This window comes from Bacillus sp. HMSC036E02, assembly GCF_001836235.1.
Lineage (GTDB): Bacteria > Bacillota > Bacilli > Bacillales > Bacillaceae_G > Bacillus_A > Bacillus_A cereus.
In genome coordinates this window covers 95,602-111,359 of the sequence record NZ_KV827854.1, presented here as the reverse complement: position 1 = coordinate 111,359, position 15,758 = coordinate 95,602, and the positions used below count along the sequence as shown (strand labels likewise).

Genomic DNA, 15,758 nt, shown 5'->3' with positions numbered 1-15,758 from the left:
AATCCTCCTATTTCCCTGATAAGATTTCTTGCTCCATCATATTTATAATGCTGAATATTTCGTCTTTTTTAGTTTTTAAGGCTGCCTTATTTACAATCATCCGAGCCGATATAAAGTACATTTCCTCAAATACAATGAGTCCATTCTCTTGTAATGTTTTTCCTGTTTCAACAATATCTACAATCGCATCTGCCAATCCAAGAAGAGGAGCGATTTCTACAGAACCTTCTATTTTAATAATTTCTACATCCTCTCCCTTATCATGAAAATAAGTAGAAGTAATATGTGGGTATTTCGTAGCGATTCTTTTCTTCCGGTAACTCTTCGGATTATACGTAGGAATAGAAGCAACACAAAACTTACAAATCCCCACTCCTAAATCCAGCATTTCATAAATATCTTTCTCGTTTTCCATTAAAATATCTTTTCCAACGATGCCAATATCAGCTACCCCATGTTCTACATAAGTAGCAACATCAACCGCTTTTACTAAAATAAATGAAATATTTGTATTTTTACTTTGAAATACAAGCTTCCGACCTTTATTTTTGAGCTCGGAACAATCAATTCCAATCTGCTCAAAAAGTGGAATGACATGTTTTTCTAATCTTCCTTTCGTTAACGCAATTTGAATGTTACGCATGAAGCCTCTCCTTCTTTCTGGACTACCCATTTCTCATTCCATACATATTCCACTAAATATTCATTCTTTGCCTCAACAACCGTTCCTATTTTATTTTTTCTTGCAAATTGAAAGGTATCGCTTAAATTAGAGAATAGAGATAACCAAGCATTCTTCCCATCCTTTCGAAGTAAATTTCGTAACCTTTCTGCTTCCGCTAATCTATTTAACTCATAATGAATCACAATATCAATTTGATTTCGTTCATATGGTTCTTGCTGCTCTTGCAGCGCCTTCACAATTTGATTTACTTGTACCGCGAGTCCAACAGCTGGCAGCATTTCTCCAAAATTGCCAATTAGCTCATCGTATCTTCCGCCACTAACGATTTCTTCTCCAATTTCATATATATATCCTTTGAAAATAACACCCGTATAGTAATCTAAGTGTTGAATCATGCCCAAATCAATTGATATGTAAGAACCATATCCTAACGTTTCAATTGTTTCATACATTTCTTTTATTCTTGCAATTGCCATTTTCATTTCATTACTTGAAGCAAGCTTTTCTGCTTCCTCAATAACTTCTAAATTTCCAAATAGCCTTGGCAATTTCTCAAGTAACCTTACTGTCTCATCGCATCGATTTAATTTCTTTTCTCCGATAAAATTTGAGAGGGCTGCATAATTTTTACTTTCTATATACGTTCTAAGTACCCTTTCTTCTTCATCATGGATGGAGAGTTTTTTTACAATACATTTATATAACTGTACTTGCCCAATCTCAATTGTAAAAGATTGCACCTTCAACTTTTGAAGTGCTTGAATGACACTTATTACACATTCAATTTCAGCTCTTACATTATCAATCCCGATAACTTCAATACCACTTTGTACGATTTCATTATATTTTCCAGAATGGGATTCATTCGCTCGAAATACATTCCCGCTATACGTCACTTTAAGTGGCGTATCCCATCTCTGTGTTCCAATAACTCTCGCTAAAGGAATTGTCATATCTGGACGTAAAACGATAATCCTTCCCTTTTCATCAAAAAATTTATACATCTTCTCTTCATCTATCGGTCTATTTTGAAATGCAAAAACATCATAAAATTCAATTGTAGGTGTTCTTATTTCCTCATAACCTCTCTCTAAAAAAGTAAGCCTTAATTTCTGTTCTACTTCTTCAATTAACGTACATTCTTCGAATAAATAATCTCTCGTTCCATTCGGGTTTGCTCGTTTCCATTTTGTCATCTAAATTTTCACACCTTTCCCCTTCTAATGTATGCCTATTTCATTCCCCTAAGCCGAAAATAAAAAGAGCCTTGTAGACAAAATACCTACAAGGCTCTTCAGTAGAGTGTAGGTACAACGGGAATAACCCTTGTACCTACACGTTTTCACGCTAGGTTCAAGGGTTTCATGTATGATGATGTAGTTGTGTAAGCATTGTAATAGATTGCACGATATTCATAATACTTACTCCCTTTCTCCTCTGATTTTCACATAGTATATAACAGTTAATTTTGAATGTAAATACATTTTTAATATTCCGTCACTTTTTTAATGTAAAGCCACTTTTCTTTCATACTCTTTTATTTCTTGTTCATATTGCATTGTAATACTAATTTCATCTAAACCATTTAATAACTTCTCTTTCCACATTTTCTCGATTGTAAAATGGAATCTATGCGTATTCGTTGTCATTATTTCATTTTCTAAATCAACTGTAATTTGTTCCCTCGCATCTGTTTTAGCAAGTTGTTCACGCATATCTTTATCCATTACAATCGGTAACATGCCATTCTTCATACAATTCATATAAAAGATATCGGCAAATCCTCCAGCGATAATAACGCGGAAACCATAATCAGCAAGCGCCCATGGAGCATGTTCTCTTGACGAGCCACATCCAAAATTATCACCTGTGATTAATATACTGGCTCCTTTTCTTTCTTGTGCATTAAGCGGGAAATTAGGGTTTTCTTGGCGATTATTATCATATCGCCACTCATCAAATAAAAACTTCCCAAACCCAGTTCTTTCAATTCTCTTTAAATATTGCTTCGGAATAATTTGATCTGTATCAATGTTATCATTCATCAGTACTGCGGCAGTACCTTTATGAATACGAAATGGCTCCATCATAACTCTCCTTTCTAATATCAACAAAATGACCATATAACGCAGCCGCTGCCGCCATTGCCGGGCTAACTAAATGCGTTCGTGCTCCCTTTCCTTGTCTTCCTTCAAAATTGCGATTTGACGTAGAGGCACAATGTTCCCCTTCAGGCACTTGATCTGGATTCATACCTAGACACATTGAGCATCCGGGCTCTCTCCATTCAAATCCAGCTTCTTCAAATATGCGATGTAATCCTTTATGCATCGCTGCTTCTCTTACCCTTTGAGATCCAGGTACAACAAGTGCTCGCACACCTTCTTTTACTTTTTTACCTTTCACGACAGATGCAGCAATTTCTAAGTCAGAAAGCCTGGAATTTGTACAAGATCCAATGAAAACATGTTGAACTGGAATGTCATACGTACTTTGTCCGGGACTCAATCCCATATAAGAAAACGCTCTTTCGTCATTTTCATCATGCTTTTCTGGCAATTTCTCATCGATCCGAACGCCCATACTAGGATTTGTTCCCCACGTAACGTACGGCGCTAAATCCGTAACATCTACTAGAATATGTAAATCATAAACTGCATCTAAATCTGTATAAAGTTCTGACCATTTTTTCTTAATAGATTCATAGTCTTTCGGTGCATATTTACGCCCTTTTACGTAAGCAACCGTTTTTTCATCTGGTGCAATAATGCCAGCCTTTGCTCCCCCTTCAATTGCCATATTGCAAAGCGTCATCCTCTCTTCCATATCCATAGCATGAATGGCCTCTCCGTAAAATTCCATTACGTAACCTGTTCCAACTGCTACTCCGTACTTTGAAAGAAGGTGTAAAATAATATCTTTCGCATAAACACCTTGCGGTAACTTTCCTTTTAACTCAATGCCCATTGCTTTCGGCTTTCGTTGCCATAACGTTTGCGTCGCCAATACATGTTCCACTTCACTCGTACCAATACCAAACGCTAGTGCGCCAAAAGCACCGTGTGTTGCTGTATGACTATCACCACAAACAATCGTTTTTCCTGGCTGTGTGAGTCCAAGTTCTGGTCCTATTACATGAACGATCCCTTGCTCTTCATCTCCGATATCCGCTAATGGCACCTGAAATTGTTTACAGTTTTCCCGAAGTGTATCTAGTTGCTGCTTCGCAATGCGGTCGGTAATATTCCAAACATCTTTCGTTGGAATATTATGATCCATCGTTGCAAATGTTAAATCTGGTCTGCGGACTGTTCGATTTGTAAGCCGCAAGCCTTCAAAGGCTTGCGGTGACGTTACTTCATGAACAAGATGTAGATCGATATATAATAAATCCAATCCATTTTCATTAGTCGCAACTACATGTCTTTCCCAAAGCTTATCTAGTAACCTTTTCCCCATTATCTTCCTCTCCCTACTAACGCTTGCTCTTCCATTTCTTGAATAACTGCCTTTGTAAATGAAGTTGTCGTTTCAGTCCCCCCGATATCTGCTGTACATTTTCCTGATTTAAGGACTGCAGAAACTGCTTCTTCAATTGAATATCCTTCTCTCGTTAATCCGAACGATTGCCCAAGCATCATTGCAACAGAACGCATCATCGCAATTGGATTCGCCTTATTTTTCCCCGCAATATCCGGTGCTGATCCGTGAATAGGCTCGTATAATGAAGGCCCCTTTTCAGCGTGACTTGCTGATGGAAGCATTCCTAATGATCCAGCTAATACTGAAGCCTCATCACTTAAAATATCACCAAATAAATTTTCCGTTACAATAACGTCAAATCTTCCTGGATTCCGAATTAATTCCATAGCTGCTGCATCTACTAAAATGTGTTCTACTTCCACATTTGGGTAGCGAAGTGCTACTTCTTCTGTCACAGTTCTCCATAATTTACTAGACTCTAAAACATTCGCTTTATCAATAGATGTTACTTTTTTCTTCCGCTTATTCGCTAATTGAAAAGCATACGAAACGATACGTTCAATTTCATGGCGATGATACGTAAGTGTATCTGTCGCCACTTCTTCCGTTCGCTCTTTCGGATAAGAAAAATAAATTCCGCCTGTTAATTCACGAACGACAACGAAATCAATTTCATCAGCGTTTTTTAATGGTGATAAATGTGCAGTTGCACTTTCTACCGTTACAGGGCGAACATTCGCAAATACACCAAGTCCTTTTCTTAATGCTAATAATCCTTTCTCAGGCCTTTCTTTCGCACTATCCCACCTTGGTCCACCTACTGCTCCAAGTAAAACCGCATCACTCGCTAAACAGGCGGCAAGTGTTCGCTGTGGTAATGGTTGCCCAGTTAAATCGATAGCAACACCACCAAAGTACTCATCTTGCAAATGAAAATGATGTCCATATAGCCTTTCTACCATATGCAATACTTCCTTCGCACTTTCCATTACTTCTGGACCAACACCATCACCAGCTAAACAAACGATACGTTTTTCCATTTTTAACACTCCTTTTAACTGAATTTTCAGAACTTTAATTTAATAGGTGAGGAAAGCTTCTCTCACCTATCAAATATTTATTTCACAAGCGCTATAAGAGATTTTAATTTCCCTGCTGCATGGACATAAGCTCTCGCCGACGCTTCCAATACGTCTTGCGCAACTCCGAAACCTGATATTTGGTGACTACCTTCTTTTAATTCAACATGAACGTGAGCAAGTGCATCTTGACCTTGTGTAATAGATTGTATGCGATAATCTGCCAATTCACATTCTAATCCTAAAATTCTTTGAATCGCATTGTATATCGCTTCAATACTACCAGAACCAGTGGCTGCATCTTCATATACATTTCCTTCCTCATCCTTCAGCACAACTGTTGCGCATTGTGTACTATTTGATACGAAATGCACTTGTAATTGCGTAATGTTATATTGCTGAGCTGCAAATGCTGCTTCACCAAGCATAAGTGCGCGTAAATCTTCTTCAGTAATTTCCTTTTTACGATCAGCCAATTTTTTAAATGCTTCGAATGCCGCATCTCGCTCTTCATTTGTAAATTCATAACCAAGCTCTTTCATTTTTTCCGTAAACGCATGACGGCCAGAATGTTTCCCAAGTACAAAGAGATTTTGAGATTCTCCTATAAGCGCTGGTTCGATAATTTCATAAGTTGTTACTTCTTTTAAAACCCCGTCTTGGTGAATGCCCGATTCATGAGCAAATGCATTCGCTCCAACGATTGCTTTATTTTTCGGTACAACCATACCCGTTAACCTGCTTACTAATATACTCGTCGCCTTAATTTCTTTTAAAGTCATTGAAGGCTCTGCTTTATAAAAATCTTTTCTAATATGAAGAGCTACCGCAACTTCTTCTAACGCTGCATTCCCTGCTCTTTCTCCAATGCCATTAATCGTTCCTTCTACTTGCAATGCTCCTCCTTCAACCGCAGCTAACGAATTTGCTACTGCCATACCAAGATCATCGTGACAATGACAAGAAAAAATCGCTTTTTCATATGATGGAACGGATTCTTGTAAGTATTTAAAAAGAGAATAATACTCTTCTGGATTCGTATATCCAACTGTATCCGGAATATTAATTACATTCGCTCCTGCTCGAATTGCAATTTCTACTGCTTCAGCTAAAAATGCTCTCGATGTTCTTGTCGCATCTTCTGCAGAAAATTGTACTGTCGGAAATAATGATTTTCCAAGCGTAACCGAGCGATGAATACTATTTAACACATCTTCTTTTGACATACAAAGTTTATATTTCATATGAATATCACTCGTAGCTAAAAATACGTGTAGACGAGGAGATACAGCACCTTTCACAGCTTCATATGCTCTTCGAATGTCACTTTCTTTCGCTCTAGCTAAACTCATAACCGTAGCATTTTGAATTGTATTCGCAATACGTTTTACCGATTGAAAGTCACCTTCGGAAGCTGCCGCGAATCCAGCTTCCATTACATGAATACCAAGCCTCTCTAATTGCCTAGCAATTTGTAATTTCTCTTGTTCATTTAAATTTACTCCTGGTGATTGTTCGCCATCACGAAGCGTTGTATCCATGAACAAAACCTGCTTCATATTATTTAACCCCTACCTTTACTCGCGGCTGTACGAAAGGCATCATTTCACGTAATTTACGTCCAACTACTTCGATTTCATGTTTATTCTCTTTCTCATTTGTCGCATGGAAATTTGGTCTTCCTGCTTTATGCTCTGCAATCCAGCCTCTTGCAAATGTACCATCTTGAATTTCTGCTAATACTGCCCCCATCGCTTTCTTCGTATCTTCAGTAACAACGCGTGGTCCTGATACGAAGTCTCCCCACTGCGCTGTATCTGAAACTGAATATCTCATATTTTCAAGTCCACCTTCGTACATAAGGTCAACGATTAGCTTCAGTTCATGTAAACATTCAAAATATGCAAGTTCAGGCTGATATCCTGCATCAACTAACGTTTCAAACCCTGCTTTTACAAGTGCAGTCACTCCGCCGCAGAGTACAGCTTGCTCTCCAAATAAATCTGTTTCTGTTTCTTCTTTAAACGTCGTTTCTAGTACACCAGCTCTCGTTGCTCCAATTCCGTCAGCATAAGAAAGTGCTTTTTCAGTCGCAACTCCTGTTGCATCTTGATATACTGCAAATAATGCAGGAACAGCCCCGCCCTCGGCGAACGTACGGCGTACGAGATGCCCCGGTCCTTTTGGCGCTACTAGAAATACATCTACATTAGCTGGTGGTTTTACTTGATCAAAGTGAACATTAAATCCATGTGCGAACACGAGAGAGTTTCCAGCCTGTAAATTTGGTGCAATTTCAGCTTCATATACTTCTGGTTGTAATTCATCAGGCAGTAGAATCATTACTACATCAGCTTTTTTCGCTGCTTCTGCTACTGTATATACAGAAAATCCATCTTCATTCGCTTTATTCCAAGACTTACCTTTTCTTAAACCTACTACTACATCAAATCCGTTATCACGTAAATTTTGCGCATGTGCATGACCTTGCGAGCCATATCCGATGATTGCTACTTTCTTTTCCTTTAATACATTTACTGTTACATCTTTCTCATAATAAACTTTTGCCATTTTCATTTCCCCCTATATTTAAATGATTATTGAATTAACATAACTTGCTTATCTTGTTTTTTCATACTACGTGTAAATGCTGTTACACCTGTTCTAGCAATTTCTTTCAAACCGTATGGACGAAGTAATTCAATTAACGCTTCTACTTTATCTTGCGTACCTGTTACTTGCACAACTATGGAATCCTTCCCAACATCTATTACAGCGGCTCGAAACGGTTCAATTAAACTATATAATTCTGCCCTCGCTACAGAAGTTGCTACTTTAATAAGAGCAAGCTCTCTAGCAATCATCGCTTCTTCTGTAATATCTGATACTTTCAGTACATCAATTTGCTTATGCAGTTGTTTAATTAACTGCTCCACTTGCTGTTCACTTTCAACGTGTACAACAATCGTCATTCGTGATATATCTGATGATTCTGTATGACCTACTGAAATACTTTCAATATTAAAATGTCTTCGTGTCATAACCCCTGTAATTCTGTTTAAAACACCACTTTGATTTCGAACTGTCGCTGTAACAATTCTCTTCACCCTTTTTCCACTCCCTCCATTTGGTGAACACCTTTTCCTGGCGCAACCATCGGCATAACCTTCTCTGATTGAAGTACACGACAATCAATTACGACTGGCTCTTGTAATTCAATAGCATGCTGGATTTGCTTCTTTGCAAGAAGTGGATCGTCAATACGAACACCTTTTATGCCATATGCATTCGCAAGAGCGACGAAATCTGGTTGGCATGGTAATAAAGAATGTGAATATCTTTGATTGTAAAATTCATCTTGCCATTGTCTTACCATTCCTAAAGCTTCATTATTTAAAATAAATACTTTAACGGGTAAAGCGTGTTCTTTTAATACACTTAATTCTTGTAGAGTCATTTGAAACCCAGCATCACCAACAATTGCAATAACTAATTCTTCAGGCTTTGCAATTTGCGCACCGATTGCTGCTGGAAATCCAAACCCCATCGTTCCTAATCCACCAGAAGTTACCCATTTATCTGGATTTTTCAGCGGATAATATTGGGCTGCCCACATTTGGTGTTGCCCAACGTCTGTTGTTACAATCGCTTCTCCCTTCGTAATTTCATATAACATATCAATTGCGTATTGGGGCTTAATACTTTCAGAATTTCTTTTATAAGAGAATGGATATTGTTCTTTTCTCCCCTTTAATAAAGTGATCCATTCATGATGATTTTCTTTTCCCCCTTCTGGTTCAAGTAATACTTCCAATGCCCGCTTAGCACTTGCAACAATAGGAATTTCAGTTGGCACATTTTTCCCGATTTCTGCTGGATCGATATCGATATGCGCAACAGTAGCCCCTTTAGCAAAATAAGCTAAATTCCCTGTAAGCCGATCATCAAATCTCGCGCCTATATTAATGAGTAAGTCACATTCATATAACGCCATATTGGCTGTATAAGAACCATGCATTCCTCCCATCCCTAGAAATAGTTCATCATCTGGTGGAAAACCACCAAGACCAAGTAATGTATGCACAACAGGGATTTCATATTTACGAGCAAAATTTGTCAATTCTTTCGAAGCTTTCGCATGCAATATACCCGCTCCAGCTAAAATTAACGGTTTTTTTGCAGTTTCAATTACTTTGAGTAATTTGTTTATTTGAAGTAGATTCGGTTCATAATTAGGGTTATATCCCGGTAAATCCATTTGTACATTGCTACATTGCTCACCTTTCTCGACTACCATATCTTTCGGAAGGTCAATAACGACTGGTCCTGGTCTTCCAGTTTTAGCAATATGAAATGCTTCTTTAATAATTCGAGGTAAATCTGAGGCCTTTCGTACTTGATAGTTATGTTTTGTCACTGGCATCGTAAGTCCCATAATATCTGCCTCTTGAAAAGCATCGCTCCCAATTAACGTTGTTGCTACTTGGCCTGTAAATACTACAAGTGGCAATGAATCAATCATCGCATCAGCTAGACCCGTAATTACATTTGTAGCACCTGGCCCACTCGTTGCAATTACAACCCCTGGATGCCCTGTAATTCTGGCATACCCTTCAGCAGCGTGAATTGCCCCTTGCTCATGCCTTGTTAAAATATGCGGAATTTCACAATCATACAATGCATCATAGAGAGGTAAAACGGCACCACCCGGATAACCGAAAATCACTTCTACGCCTTCCTTTTCTAGCGCTTCTAACAATAGCTGTGCACCAGTTGCCAGTTTCTCTTCCGTTTTTGAAGACATTGTTCTTATAAGCCCCCTTTTTCAAACTTTTATACAATAAAAAAATCCTACGTCCACACTCCAGCTATGTGCTGAAGGGACGAAAGATTTCGCGGTACCACCCTTCTTCGCAAGAATACTCTTGCCTCAGTGATCCATAAATGGATCTAGCTAATAACGGAGCTACCGTCTAAGCCTAGACAAATGCTTTAGCTTAGCACTCAAGGGCGATGTTCGTCGACGTGAACCATCGGTTTTCAGCAACCACCGACTCTCTGTGAGGCTTCACAATCAACTACTCCTCCCTATCAACGCTTTCTTATGTTAAAAAAGTTGTTATCCAACTTTATTTTCTTCGTAAATTTTCTCTCCATCTTCTACAACTAACTTACGAAACTCTTTTAATAAACGGTTCGTATGTGGACCTGTTTGCCCTAAGCCAATCGTTCTACCATCTACTGTCGTAACAGCAATCACTTCAGCAGCTGTTCCTGTTAAAAACACTTCATCAGCTACATATACATCATGTCTTGTAAATAACTCTTCTCTTACGTCATACCCAAGTTTTTCGCCGATTTCTAAAATGGCGTTTCGTGTAATACCTTCTAACGCTCCAGCAGAACTTGGTGGTGTAATTAATTTATTTCCTTTAACAATAAACACGTTATCTCCTGATCCTTCAGCTACATATCCTTGATCATTTAACATAAGTGCTTCTTGTACTCCAGCTAATTTCGCTTCAATACGAACTAAAATATTGTTTAAGTAATTTAAAGATTTTACTTGAGGGGATAAAACATCGGGACGATTTCGGCGCGTTGCAACTGTTACAACTGGAATCCCTTTCTCATAATATTCTTGTGGGAATAAAGATAATTGTTCTGCAATTACTACTACATTCGGCTTCTTACATGAATCGGGATCCAATCCAAGATTTCCTGCTCCTCTTGATACAACAAGGCGAATGTATCCATTAGATAATTTATTTTGTCGAATCGTCTCAACAACAATATTTGTTACTTCATCTAATGAATATGGAATTTCTAAAAGGATTGATTTTGCTGATTCATACAGCCGGACAAGATGCTCTCTCAAACGGAAAACATTACCGCTATAAACTCTAATTCCTTCAAACACTCCATCGCCATATAAATAGCCATGATCATATACTGAAACTTTTGCCTCATCTTTTGGAACAAATTCTCCATTTAAGAAAATCCATTGCTCATTCACTAGAAGCGCCTCCTATGTTCTATGAATTTTTTATTGTTTCCTAGTTTACTCTCCTTTCTAAATAAATCAAGTGAATTTTTAGAAAATTTATAATTTTTATTCGTACGTACTTCTTTACTTATACTGATTTAACAACATTGTTAACGTTTACAAAAAAGTCAAAAATTTTTTCGCCAATTTCCACTAAAAAAAATATTTGTTTAAAAGAAGGATTTTCATCAATTGATACGAATCTATTGTATTCAATAAACGGACGTCCTATTTTATAAATCTGGGAATATATAACGACTTTTGCTGAAAAAGGGGGAAAATAACAAAAATAGCGCTGTCTAAAAATAACATTCATATTTTTCATTTCGTAATCATAATCCTATTTTTAAAAAACAATTTGTCAAAATAAAGGAGGAAATAAATATGGCGTGTGTACAAATTAAAGGAACGAGACAAGAGGTAGTAGAAATGCTGCAATTATTTGATCTAATGGATACGAAAGGTTTTTGTAAATTCGATAATTACGTAGAGGTAGAACCAAATACGAAAGAACATAATCATTTTATTGCTTCAATCGACATCCATTCAAATACTTCTTCAGCACAAGATACATTAAACGATCAATTCGTTAGTCAAATGCTTACTGGCGTATATAACGACTAAACAAAGATTTACTTCCTACCGTCTTTTCATAAATATATGCAGTGAACTTGAGCATACTAGCAATTAGATGGTAGGAGGTGATAATTATGGCTAGAATTGGCGTTGAAAACTCATTAACAGACGTTCAACAAGCTCTTCAACAACAAGGTCATGAAGTTGTTACACTTAACTCAGAACAGGATGCACAAGGGTGTGATTGTTGCATTGTAACTGGGCAAGATTCTAATGTGATGGGCATTGCAGATACATCAATTAAAGGATCAGTCATTACAGCTCACGGTTTAACAACGGATGAAATTTGTCAACAAGTTGAAAGTCGCACTTAAAAAATGAAAGAGGACTCCTTTTAAAAGGAGTCCTCTTTTTTATATTCACCTAACGGGAAAGTAACATATACTGGATGAAAGCCCTACCTCTCTCTCATCATTACGGTTCCACTGACCGCTCCTTGATTCACTAGTATACATATATAGCTTACAAATACAATTTATAGGGTTTGTTCACAAAAGTTGTTGATAAAATTACCCGATCTTTCGCAAACTTTTCGTATTGCATTCATAAGAGATATTTACTTTACACTAGCTGTAACCGAGACACGAATTAAAATTTTAACACCAATACAATAACTTGTCAACTTTTTTCCGCAAATTAAAAACAGACATTAACGGTTTGTCTGTTTTAGAATGGAGCTTTTTCTTTTATTACATATACAACAAAGCCGCTTACTAACATAAATAAGCCAACTACTAAGTTTTTGATATTAATCATAAATTCCTCTCCCTTATTCCACACATCATATATATTTACATTTCAATTATTCCGATCATCCTAAAGCGCACTTTTTCTAATATATCATAATTCCTAAAAAATGCAAGTTCACTTTTGACGACCATTCACAAATTTATCTACAGTGCTTGGTACAGTATTTAAAGCCTTTTCAATTAAATGTGTACTGCTGTTGAGATGTAATACTTGCACCCCATTAGAACCAACTACTAAAAAAGCTACTGGACTAATGGAAACCCCAGCCCCGCTTCCTCCTCCAAATGGATGCCGTTGTTTGTTCTCTTTATGCTGATTTTGCCCACCGTTATGTTTTTCAGTGATGAAATCCCCTTTAAAATCACTTCCACCAGCTCCAAAACCAAAAGCCACTTGAGATACCGTTAATACTACATTTCCGTCAGCTGTTGAAACCGGGCTCCCAACAATTGTATTTACATCTACCATCTCTTTTAAATTTGTCATTGCCGTTTTCATTAAATTTTCAATTGGATGTTCCATTATGTATTGCACCCTTTCCTCATTATTCCTTTTTATATTTTCCAAAATAGAGGAAGTCATACTAACTTTTCCTATTTCAAAAAAACATTTTCCTTCTTTTAAAAGATACTACTCCCTGTACATGCTCCGGTATAGTGAAACTTTAATCAGTGGGATGTGTACGTAGCTCGACTCCCACAAATAGCGGGATAAAAAAGAAAAAGAGATACATACTACTATTGAACCTTGTTATGAAAGGAGTCATGACTTTGACTGAGAAATTTGATGATTATAAAAAAAGAGATAGAATAGATAGTGATTATAGTGACTATAAAGAAGAGTACGCCGCTGAGGTTGCACCACAACGCATTGATTATGATTACGATGATAAAGACGATAAAGATGTTGTAAAATCGTCCGCTGCTGGATCAACTGCTGGTTTTATCGCTCTTGCGCTATCTATCTTATCGCTATTTACATTTCCAACACTATTTGGTCTTGTTTCTGTTTTACTCGGTATTTACGCTTATAATCGCGGAGCTACTGTAACTGGCGGTATCGCTGCAGTTGTCGGTGGAATTGCTGCACTTATCGCAATTTTATTCCGAGTAGCACTTATTGGTCTATTGTTCTCCCTGTTCTAAAAAAGAAAAAGGTATCTCGCTTAACGCGGGATACCTTATCCTGTAAACACATCTTCCGATGGATATTTTATTTTTTGTTTTGCTGGTCGCGCTAAAGAGAACACAAGTGTTAATGGTCCAATTAATCCGCAGAACATAACAAACATAATAATACATTTTCCGAATGCCGATAGCTTTGCAGTAATTCCCATCGTTAATCCGACTGTGCCAAACGCTGATATTGTCTCAAATAATAATTGAATAAAGCTGAAGTTTTCTGTAAGCATTAATATGAATACCGCTGCTAAAATAAGTATTTGACTGGCAACAGCAATCGCTAAGGCCCTCGTTACTGTCGACATTTTAATTGTACGCTGAAATAAAACAATTTCCTCCTTTTTTCTAAAGAAAGAAAGGACAGATGTAATTAAGATAACAAACGTCGTTAATTTAATTCCTCCACCTGTTGATACACTTCCTGCACCAATAAACATTAAAATCATCGTAAATAATATAGATGATTCTTCCATACCTCCATAGTCAACCGTATTAAATCCAGCTGTCCGCGGAGTAATACCTTGAAAGAAGGAAGCCCATAGTTTTTCATTTAAAGATAAATTCCCTAACGTCTTCACATTATTATATTCCAATACAAAAATCACAATCATTGCTATAACATTTAGTACTACTGTTCCAATAATCATTATTTTTGAGTGAAGTGATAATTTTCGAAAACTGCGACTATACCATATATCAATTAATACGGTAAAACCGAGTCCACCAATTACAATTAAAGAGCAAATCCCAATATTAATAATGGGATCCCCTACATATCTTGTTAAATTATCTGGCCATAAAGCAAACCCTGCATTATTATAAGATGCAATTACATGAAAAATACTATAGTATAAACCTTTTCCAAAACCAAACTCTGGAATAAAGCGAAACGATAAAAAGATGACCCCAATAAGTTCAATACAAATCGAAAATATAAAGACACGCTTTACTAATTTTACAAGACCACCTATATTTGTTTGATTAAATGCTTCTCCAATTAATAAACGATGGCGTAATCCGATTTTTTTACCTAGTACCCAAACAATTAAAATGGCAATTGTCATAAGGCCTAGACCACCTGTTTGAATTAAAAACATAATAACAATTTCGCCAAACATCGTAAATGTACTTGCTGTATCCACTACTCCCAAACCAGTTACGGTCGCTGCTGACGTTGCTGTAAAGAAAGCATCTACCCAACTAATATGTACTTTCGTTGCGAATGGTAATTTTAATAACAAACCACCAACCACAATTAAGCAGAAAAAGCCTAATGCTAATATTTGTGGTGGGTTTAATCGTATAAGACGATTATACAGCCCTTGTTTTTTTGTTACGTCCATATCACTAACTCCCTTATTAAAGTGAAGCTTCCCCTCATACAATAAAAAGCTTTTTAAAAGCCCTTAAATAATTGGGACAAACCTTATATTCTCATAATATAGTTGAGCATAATCTTTTTTTTCATAGATTACAACTTTTATTTATATTCAGATTCCTTTTCGTTTTATGCTGGAAAACTCTATATCCTAATTCTATATTGCTAGCAATAACAATTTCATATGTACTATCTTTCAAATCCCCATATCTTTCACTCTATGTTCACATAGAGGTCACATCCACCTTTTATAGTATATGTATCGAAGCTGTTCCTCCCTAATTTATAAGACATTCCCCAGTGTCTTAAAGCAACTTCCATCCCTAATTAAATTGACATAAATTGTCCCCTTCCTTGACCATCTTATAAATGATGGTCTTATTTTTTGTTTGCTTTATCTTTTATTCCGCTATTTGTGGGCAATAAACGCCCGATTGGTTAAGGCTAATAATCAACAGGGGATGAACAAAAAACACTCATTAAATTTTCATTTTATTTAAAACTCCCTCTCTCTTTCACT

Annotated in this window: 17 protein-coding genes and 1 other annotated feature; of the genes, 3 read left to right on the top strand and 14 right to left on the bottom strand. The window is 36.9% G+C overall.

Going from position 1 to position 15,758, the window contains the following annotated elements; all coding sequences use genetic code 11:
• Nucleotides 1-7 precede the first annotated feature (7 nt).
• The 11 genes from hisG to HMPREF2590_RS16385 form a co-directional block, all read right to left on the bottom strand.
• Nucleotides 8-643, bottom strand: a complete 636-nt coding sequence (gene hisG, locus HMPREF2590_RS16435; RefSeq protein ID WP_001244487.1) for an ATP phosphoribosyltransferase — start codon at nucleotides 641-643, stop codon at nucleotides 8-10.
• A complete protein-coding gene (locus tag HMPREF2590_RS16430) occupies nucleotides 619-1,881 on the bottom strand; it encodes an ATP phosphoribosyltransferase regulatory subunit (RefSeq protein WP_000170293.1) in 1,263 nt (420 codons plus the stop codon). Before HMPREF2590_RS16430 ends, hisG begins: the two co-directional genes overlap by 25 nt.
• 309 nt (nucleotides 1,882-2,190) lie before the next feature.
• Nucleotides 2,191-2,772: a 3-isopropylmalate dehydratase small subunit gene (gene leuD, locus HMPREF2590_RS16425; protein WP_000433189.1), complete on the bottom strand. Its 582-nt coding sequence runs from the start codon at nucleotides 2,770-2,772 to the stop codon at nucleotides 2,191-2,193.
• The gene (gene leuC, locus HMPREF2590_RS16420; protein WP_070861471.1) at nucleotides 2,750-4,144 is read right to left on the bottom strand and encodes a 3-isopropylmalate dehydratase large subunit; all 1,395 of its coding nucleotides are present in this window, start codon (nucleotides 4,142-4,144) and stop codon (nucleotides 2,750-2,752) included. Before leuC ends, leuD begins: the two co-directional genes overlap by 23 nt.
• Nucleotides 4,144-5,208, bottom strand: coding sequence for a 3-isopropylmalate dehydrogenase (leuB, locus tag HMPREF2590_RS16415; RefSeq protein ID WP_000415386.1), 1,065 nt, complete (start codon nucleotides 5,206-5,208; stop codon nucleotides 4,144-4,146). The genes leuC and leuB overlap by 1 nt, the downstream gene beginning before the upstream one ends.
• A gap of 77 nt (nucleotides 5,209-5,285) precedes the next feature.
• A complete protein-coding gene (leuA, locus tag HMPREF2590_RS16410) occupies nucleotides 5,286-6,806 on the bottom strand; it encodes a 2-isopropylmalate synthase (RefSeq protein WP_000815753.1) in 1,521 nt (506 codons plus the stop codon).
• A gap of 1 nt (nucleotide 6,807) precedes the next feature.
• Nucleotides 6,808-7,818 carry a ketol-acid reductoisomerase gene (gene ilvC / locus HMPREF2590_RS16405; protein WP_001151749.1) on the bottom strand — a complete coding sequence of 337 codons (1,011 nt, stop codon included), beginning with the start codon at nucleotides 7,816-7,818 and terminating at the stop codon, nucleotides 6,808-6,810.
• Between the two features lie 26 nt (nucleotides 7,819-7,844).
• On the bottom strand, nucleotides 7,845-8,354 hold the full coding sequence (ilvN, locus tag HMPREF2590_RS16400) for an acetolactate synthase small subunit (RefSeq protein ID WP_000822952.1): 510 nt from the start codon (nucleotides 8,352-8,354) through the stop codon (nucleotides 7,845-7,847).
• Nucleotides 8,351-10,051 (bottom strand): acetolactate synthase large subunit, encoded by a 1,701-nt coding sequence (gene ilvB, locus HMPREF2590_RS16395; protein ID WP_000095832.1) that lies wholly within the window; start codon nucleotides 10,049-10,051, stop codon nucleotides 8,351-8,353. The genes ilvN and ilvB overlap by 4 nt, the downstream gene beginning before the upstream one ends.
• Nucleotides 10,052-10,123: 72 nt before the next feature.
• Nucleotides 10,124-10,351: a binding site (T-box leader), on the bottom strand.
• Nucleotides 10,352-10,366: 15 nt separating this feature from the next.
• Nucleotides 10,367-11,263: a branched-chain-amino-acid transaminase gene (ilvE, locus tag HMPREF2590_RS16390; protein ID WP_001005487.1), complete on the bottom strand. Its 897-nt coding sequence runs from the start codon at nucleotides 11,261-11,263 to the stop codon at nucleotides 10,367-10,369.
• Nucleotides 11,264-11,381: 118 nt separating this feature from the next.
• A complete protein-coding gene (locus HMPREF2590_RS16385; RefSeq protein ID WP_000794204.1) occupies nucleotides 11,382-11,618 on the bottom strand; it encodes a hypothetical protein in 237 nt (78 codons plus the stop codon).
• 59 nt (nucleotides 11,619-11,677) lie between these two features.
• Between HMPREF2590_RS16385 and HMPREF2590_RS16380 the strand changes: the two genes are divergently transcribed.
• Complete coding sequence (locus tag HMPREF2590_RS16380; protein WP_000752512.1) at nucleotides 11,678-11,917, top strand: DUF3911 family protein; 240 nt, start codon at nucleotides 11,678-11,680, stop codon at nucleotides 11,915-11,917.
• Between the two features lie 86 nt (nucleotides 11,918-12,003).
• The gene (locus tag HMPREF2590_RS16375; protein WP_000101017.1) at nucleotides 12,004-12,243 is read left to right on the top strand and encodes a YkuS family protein; all 240 of its coding nucleotides are present in this window, start codon (nucleotides 12,004-12,006) and stop codon (nucleotides 12,241-12,243) included.
• 352 nt (nucleotides 12,244-12,595) lie between these two features.
• Here the strand turns inward: HMPREF2590_RS16375 and HMPREF2590_RS16365 are convergent, their stop codons facing one another.
• Together HMPREF2590_RS16365 and ytfJ are read right to left on the bottom strand one after the other, a co-directional pair.
• Entirely contained in the window at nucleotides 12,596-12,685 is a 90-nt protein-coding gene (locus HMPREF2590_RS16365; RefSeq protein WP_000608227.1) for a hypothetical protein, read from the bottom strand.
• A 108-nt stretch (nucleotides 12,686-12,793) separates the two neighbouring features.
• Complete coding sequence (gene ytfJ, locus HMPREF2590_RS16360; protein WP_001986234.1) at nucleotides 12,794-13,261, bottom strand: GerW family sporulation protein; 468 nt, start codon at nucleotides 13,259-13,261, stop codon at nucleotides 12,794-12,796.
• A 188-nt stretch (nucleotides 13,262-13,449) separates the two neighbouring features.
• On the opposite strand from ytfJ, the gene HMPREF2590_RS16355 reads away from it, so the two are divergent.
• Nucleotides 13,450-13,824, top strand: coding sequence for a hypothetical protein (locus HMPREF2590_RS16355; RefSeq protein WP_000136535.1), 375 nt, complete (start codon nucleotides 13,450-13,452; stop codon nucleotides 13,822-13,824).
• A gap of 35 nt (nucleotides 13,825-13,859) precedes the next feature.
• On the opposite strand, the gene HMPREF2590_RS16350 is transcribed toward HMPREF2590_RS16355, so the two are convergent.
• Nucleotides 13,860-15,203, bottom strand: a complete 1,344-nt coding sequence (locus HMPREF2590_RS16350; protein ID WP_000383526.1) for a TrkH family potassium uptake protein — start codon at nucleotides 15,201-15,203, stop codon at nucleotides 13,860-13,862.
• Between the last annotated feature and the right edge of the window lie 555 nt (nucleotides 15,204-15,758).

Bases quoted from the DNA above. Each gene is read 5' to 3' on its own strand.
- HMPREF2590_RS16365 (WP_000608227.1), bottom strand. From the start codon at position 12,685: ATGATTAATATCAAAAACTTAGTAGTTGGCTTATTTATGTTAGTAAGC.
- ytfJ (WP_001986234.1), bottom strand. From the start codon at position 13,261: ATGACTTCCTCTATTTTGGAAAATATAAAAAGGAATAATGAGGAAAGG.
- leuA (WP_000815753.1), bottom strand. From the start codon at position 6,806: ATGAAGCAGGTTTTGTTCATGGATACAACGCTTCGTGATGGCGAACAA.
- leuD (WP_000433189.1), bottom strand. From the start codon at position 2,772: ATGGAGCCATTTCGTATTCATAAAGGTACTGCCGCAGTACTGATGAAT.
- HMPREF2590_RS16430 (WP_000170293.1), bottom strand. From the start codon at position 1,881: ATGACAAAATGGAAACGAGCAAACCCGAATGGAACGAGAGATTATTTA.
- HMPREF2590_RS16385 (WP_000794204.1), bottom strand. From the start codon at position 11,618: ATGAAAAATATGAATGTTATTTTTAGACAGCGCTATTTTTGTTATTTT.
- HMPREF2590_RS16350 (WP_000383526.1), bottom strand. From the start codon at position 15,203: ATGGACGTAACAAAAAAACAAGGGCTGTATAATCGTCTTATACGATTA.
- leuB (WP_000415386.1), bottom strand. From the start codon at position 5,208: ATGGAAAAACGTATCGTTTGTTTAGCTGGTGATGGTGTTGGTCCAGAA.
- HMPREF2590_RS16380 (WP_000752512.1), top strand. From the start codon at position 11,678: ATGGCGTGTGTACAAATTAAAGGAACGAGACAAGAGGTAGTAGAAATG.
- ilvB (WP_000095832.1), bottom strand. From the start codon at position 10,051: ATGTCTTCAAAAACGGAAGAGAAACTGGCAACTGGTGCACAGCTATTG.
- hisG (WP_001244487.1), bottom strand. From the start codon at position 643: ATGCGTAACATTCAAATTGCGTTAACGAAAGGAAGATTAGAAAAACAT.
- ilvC (WP_001151749.1), bottom strand. From the start codon at position 7,818: ATGGCAAAAGTTTATTATGAGAAAGATGTAACAGTAAATGTATTAAAG.
- leuC (WP_070861471.1), bottom strand. From the start codon at position 4,144: ATGGGGAAAAGGTTACTAGATAAGCTTTGGGAAAGACATGTAGTTGCG.
- HMPREF2590_RS16375 (WP_000101017.1), top strand. From the start codon at position 12,004: ATGGCTAGAATTGGCGTTGAAAACTCATTAACAGACGTTCAACAAGCT.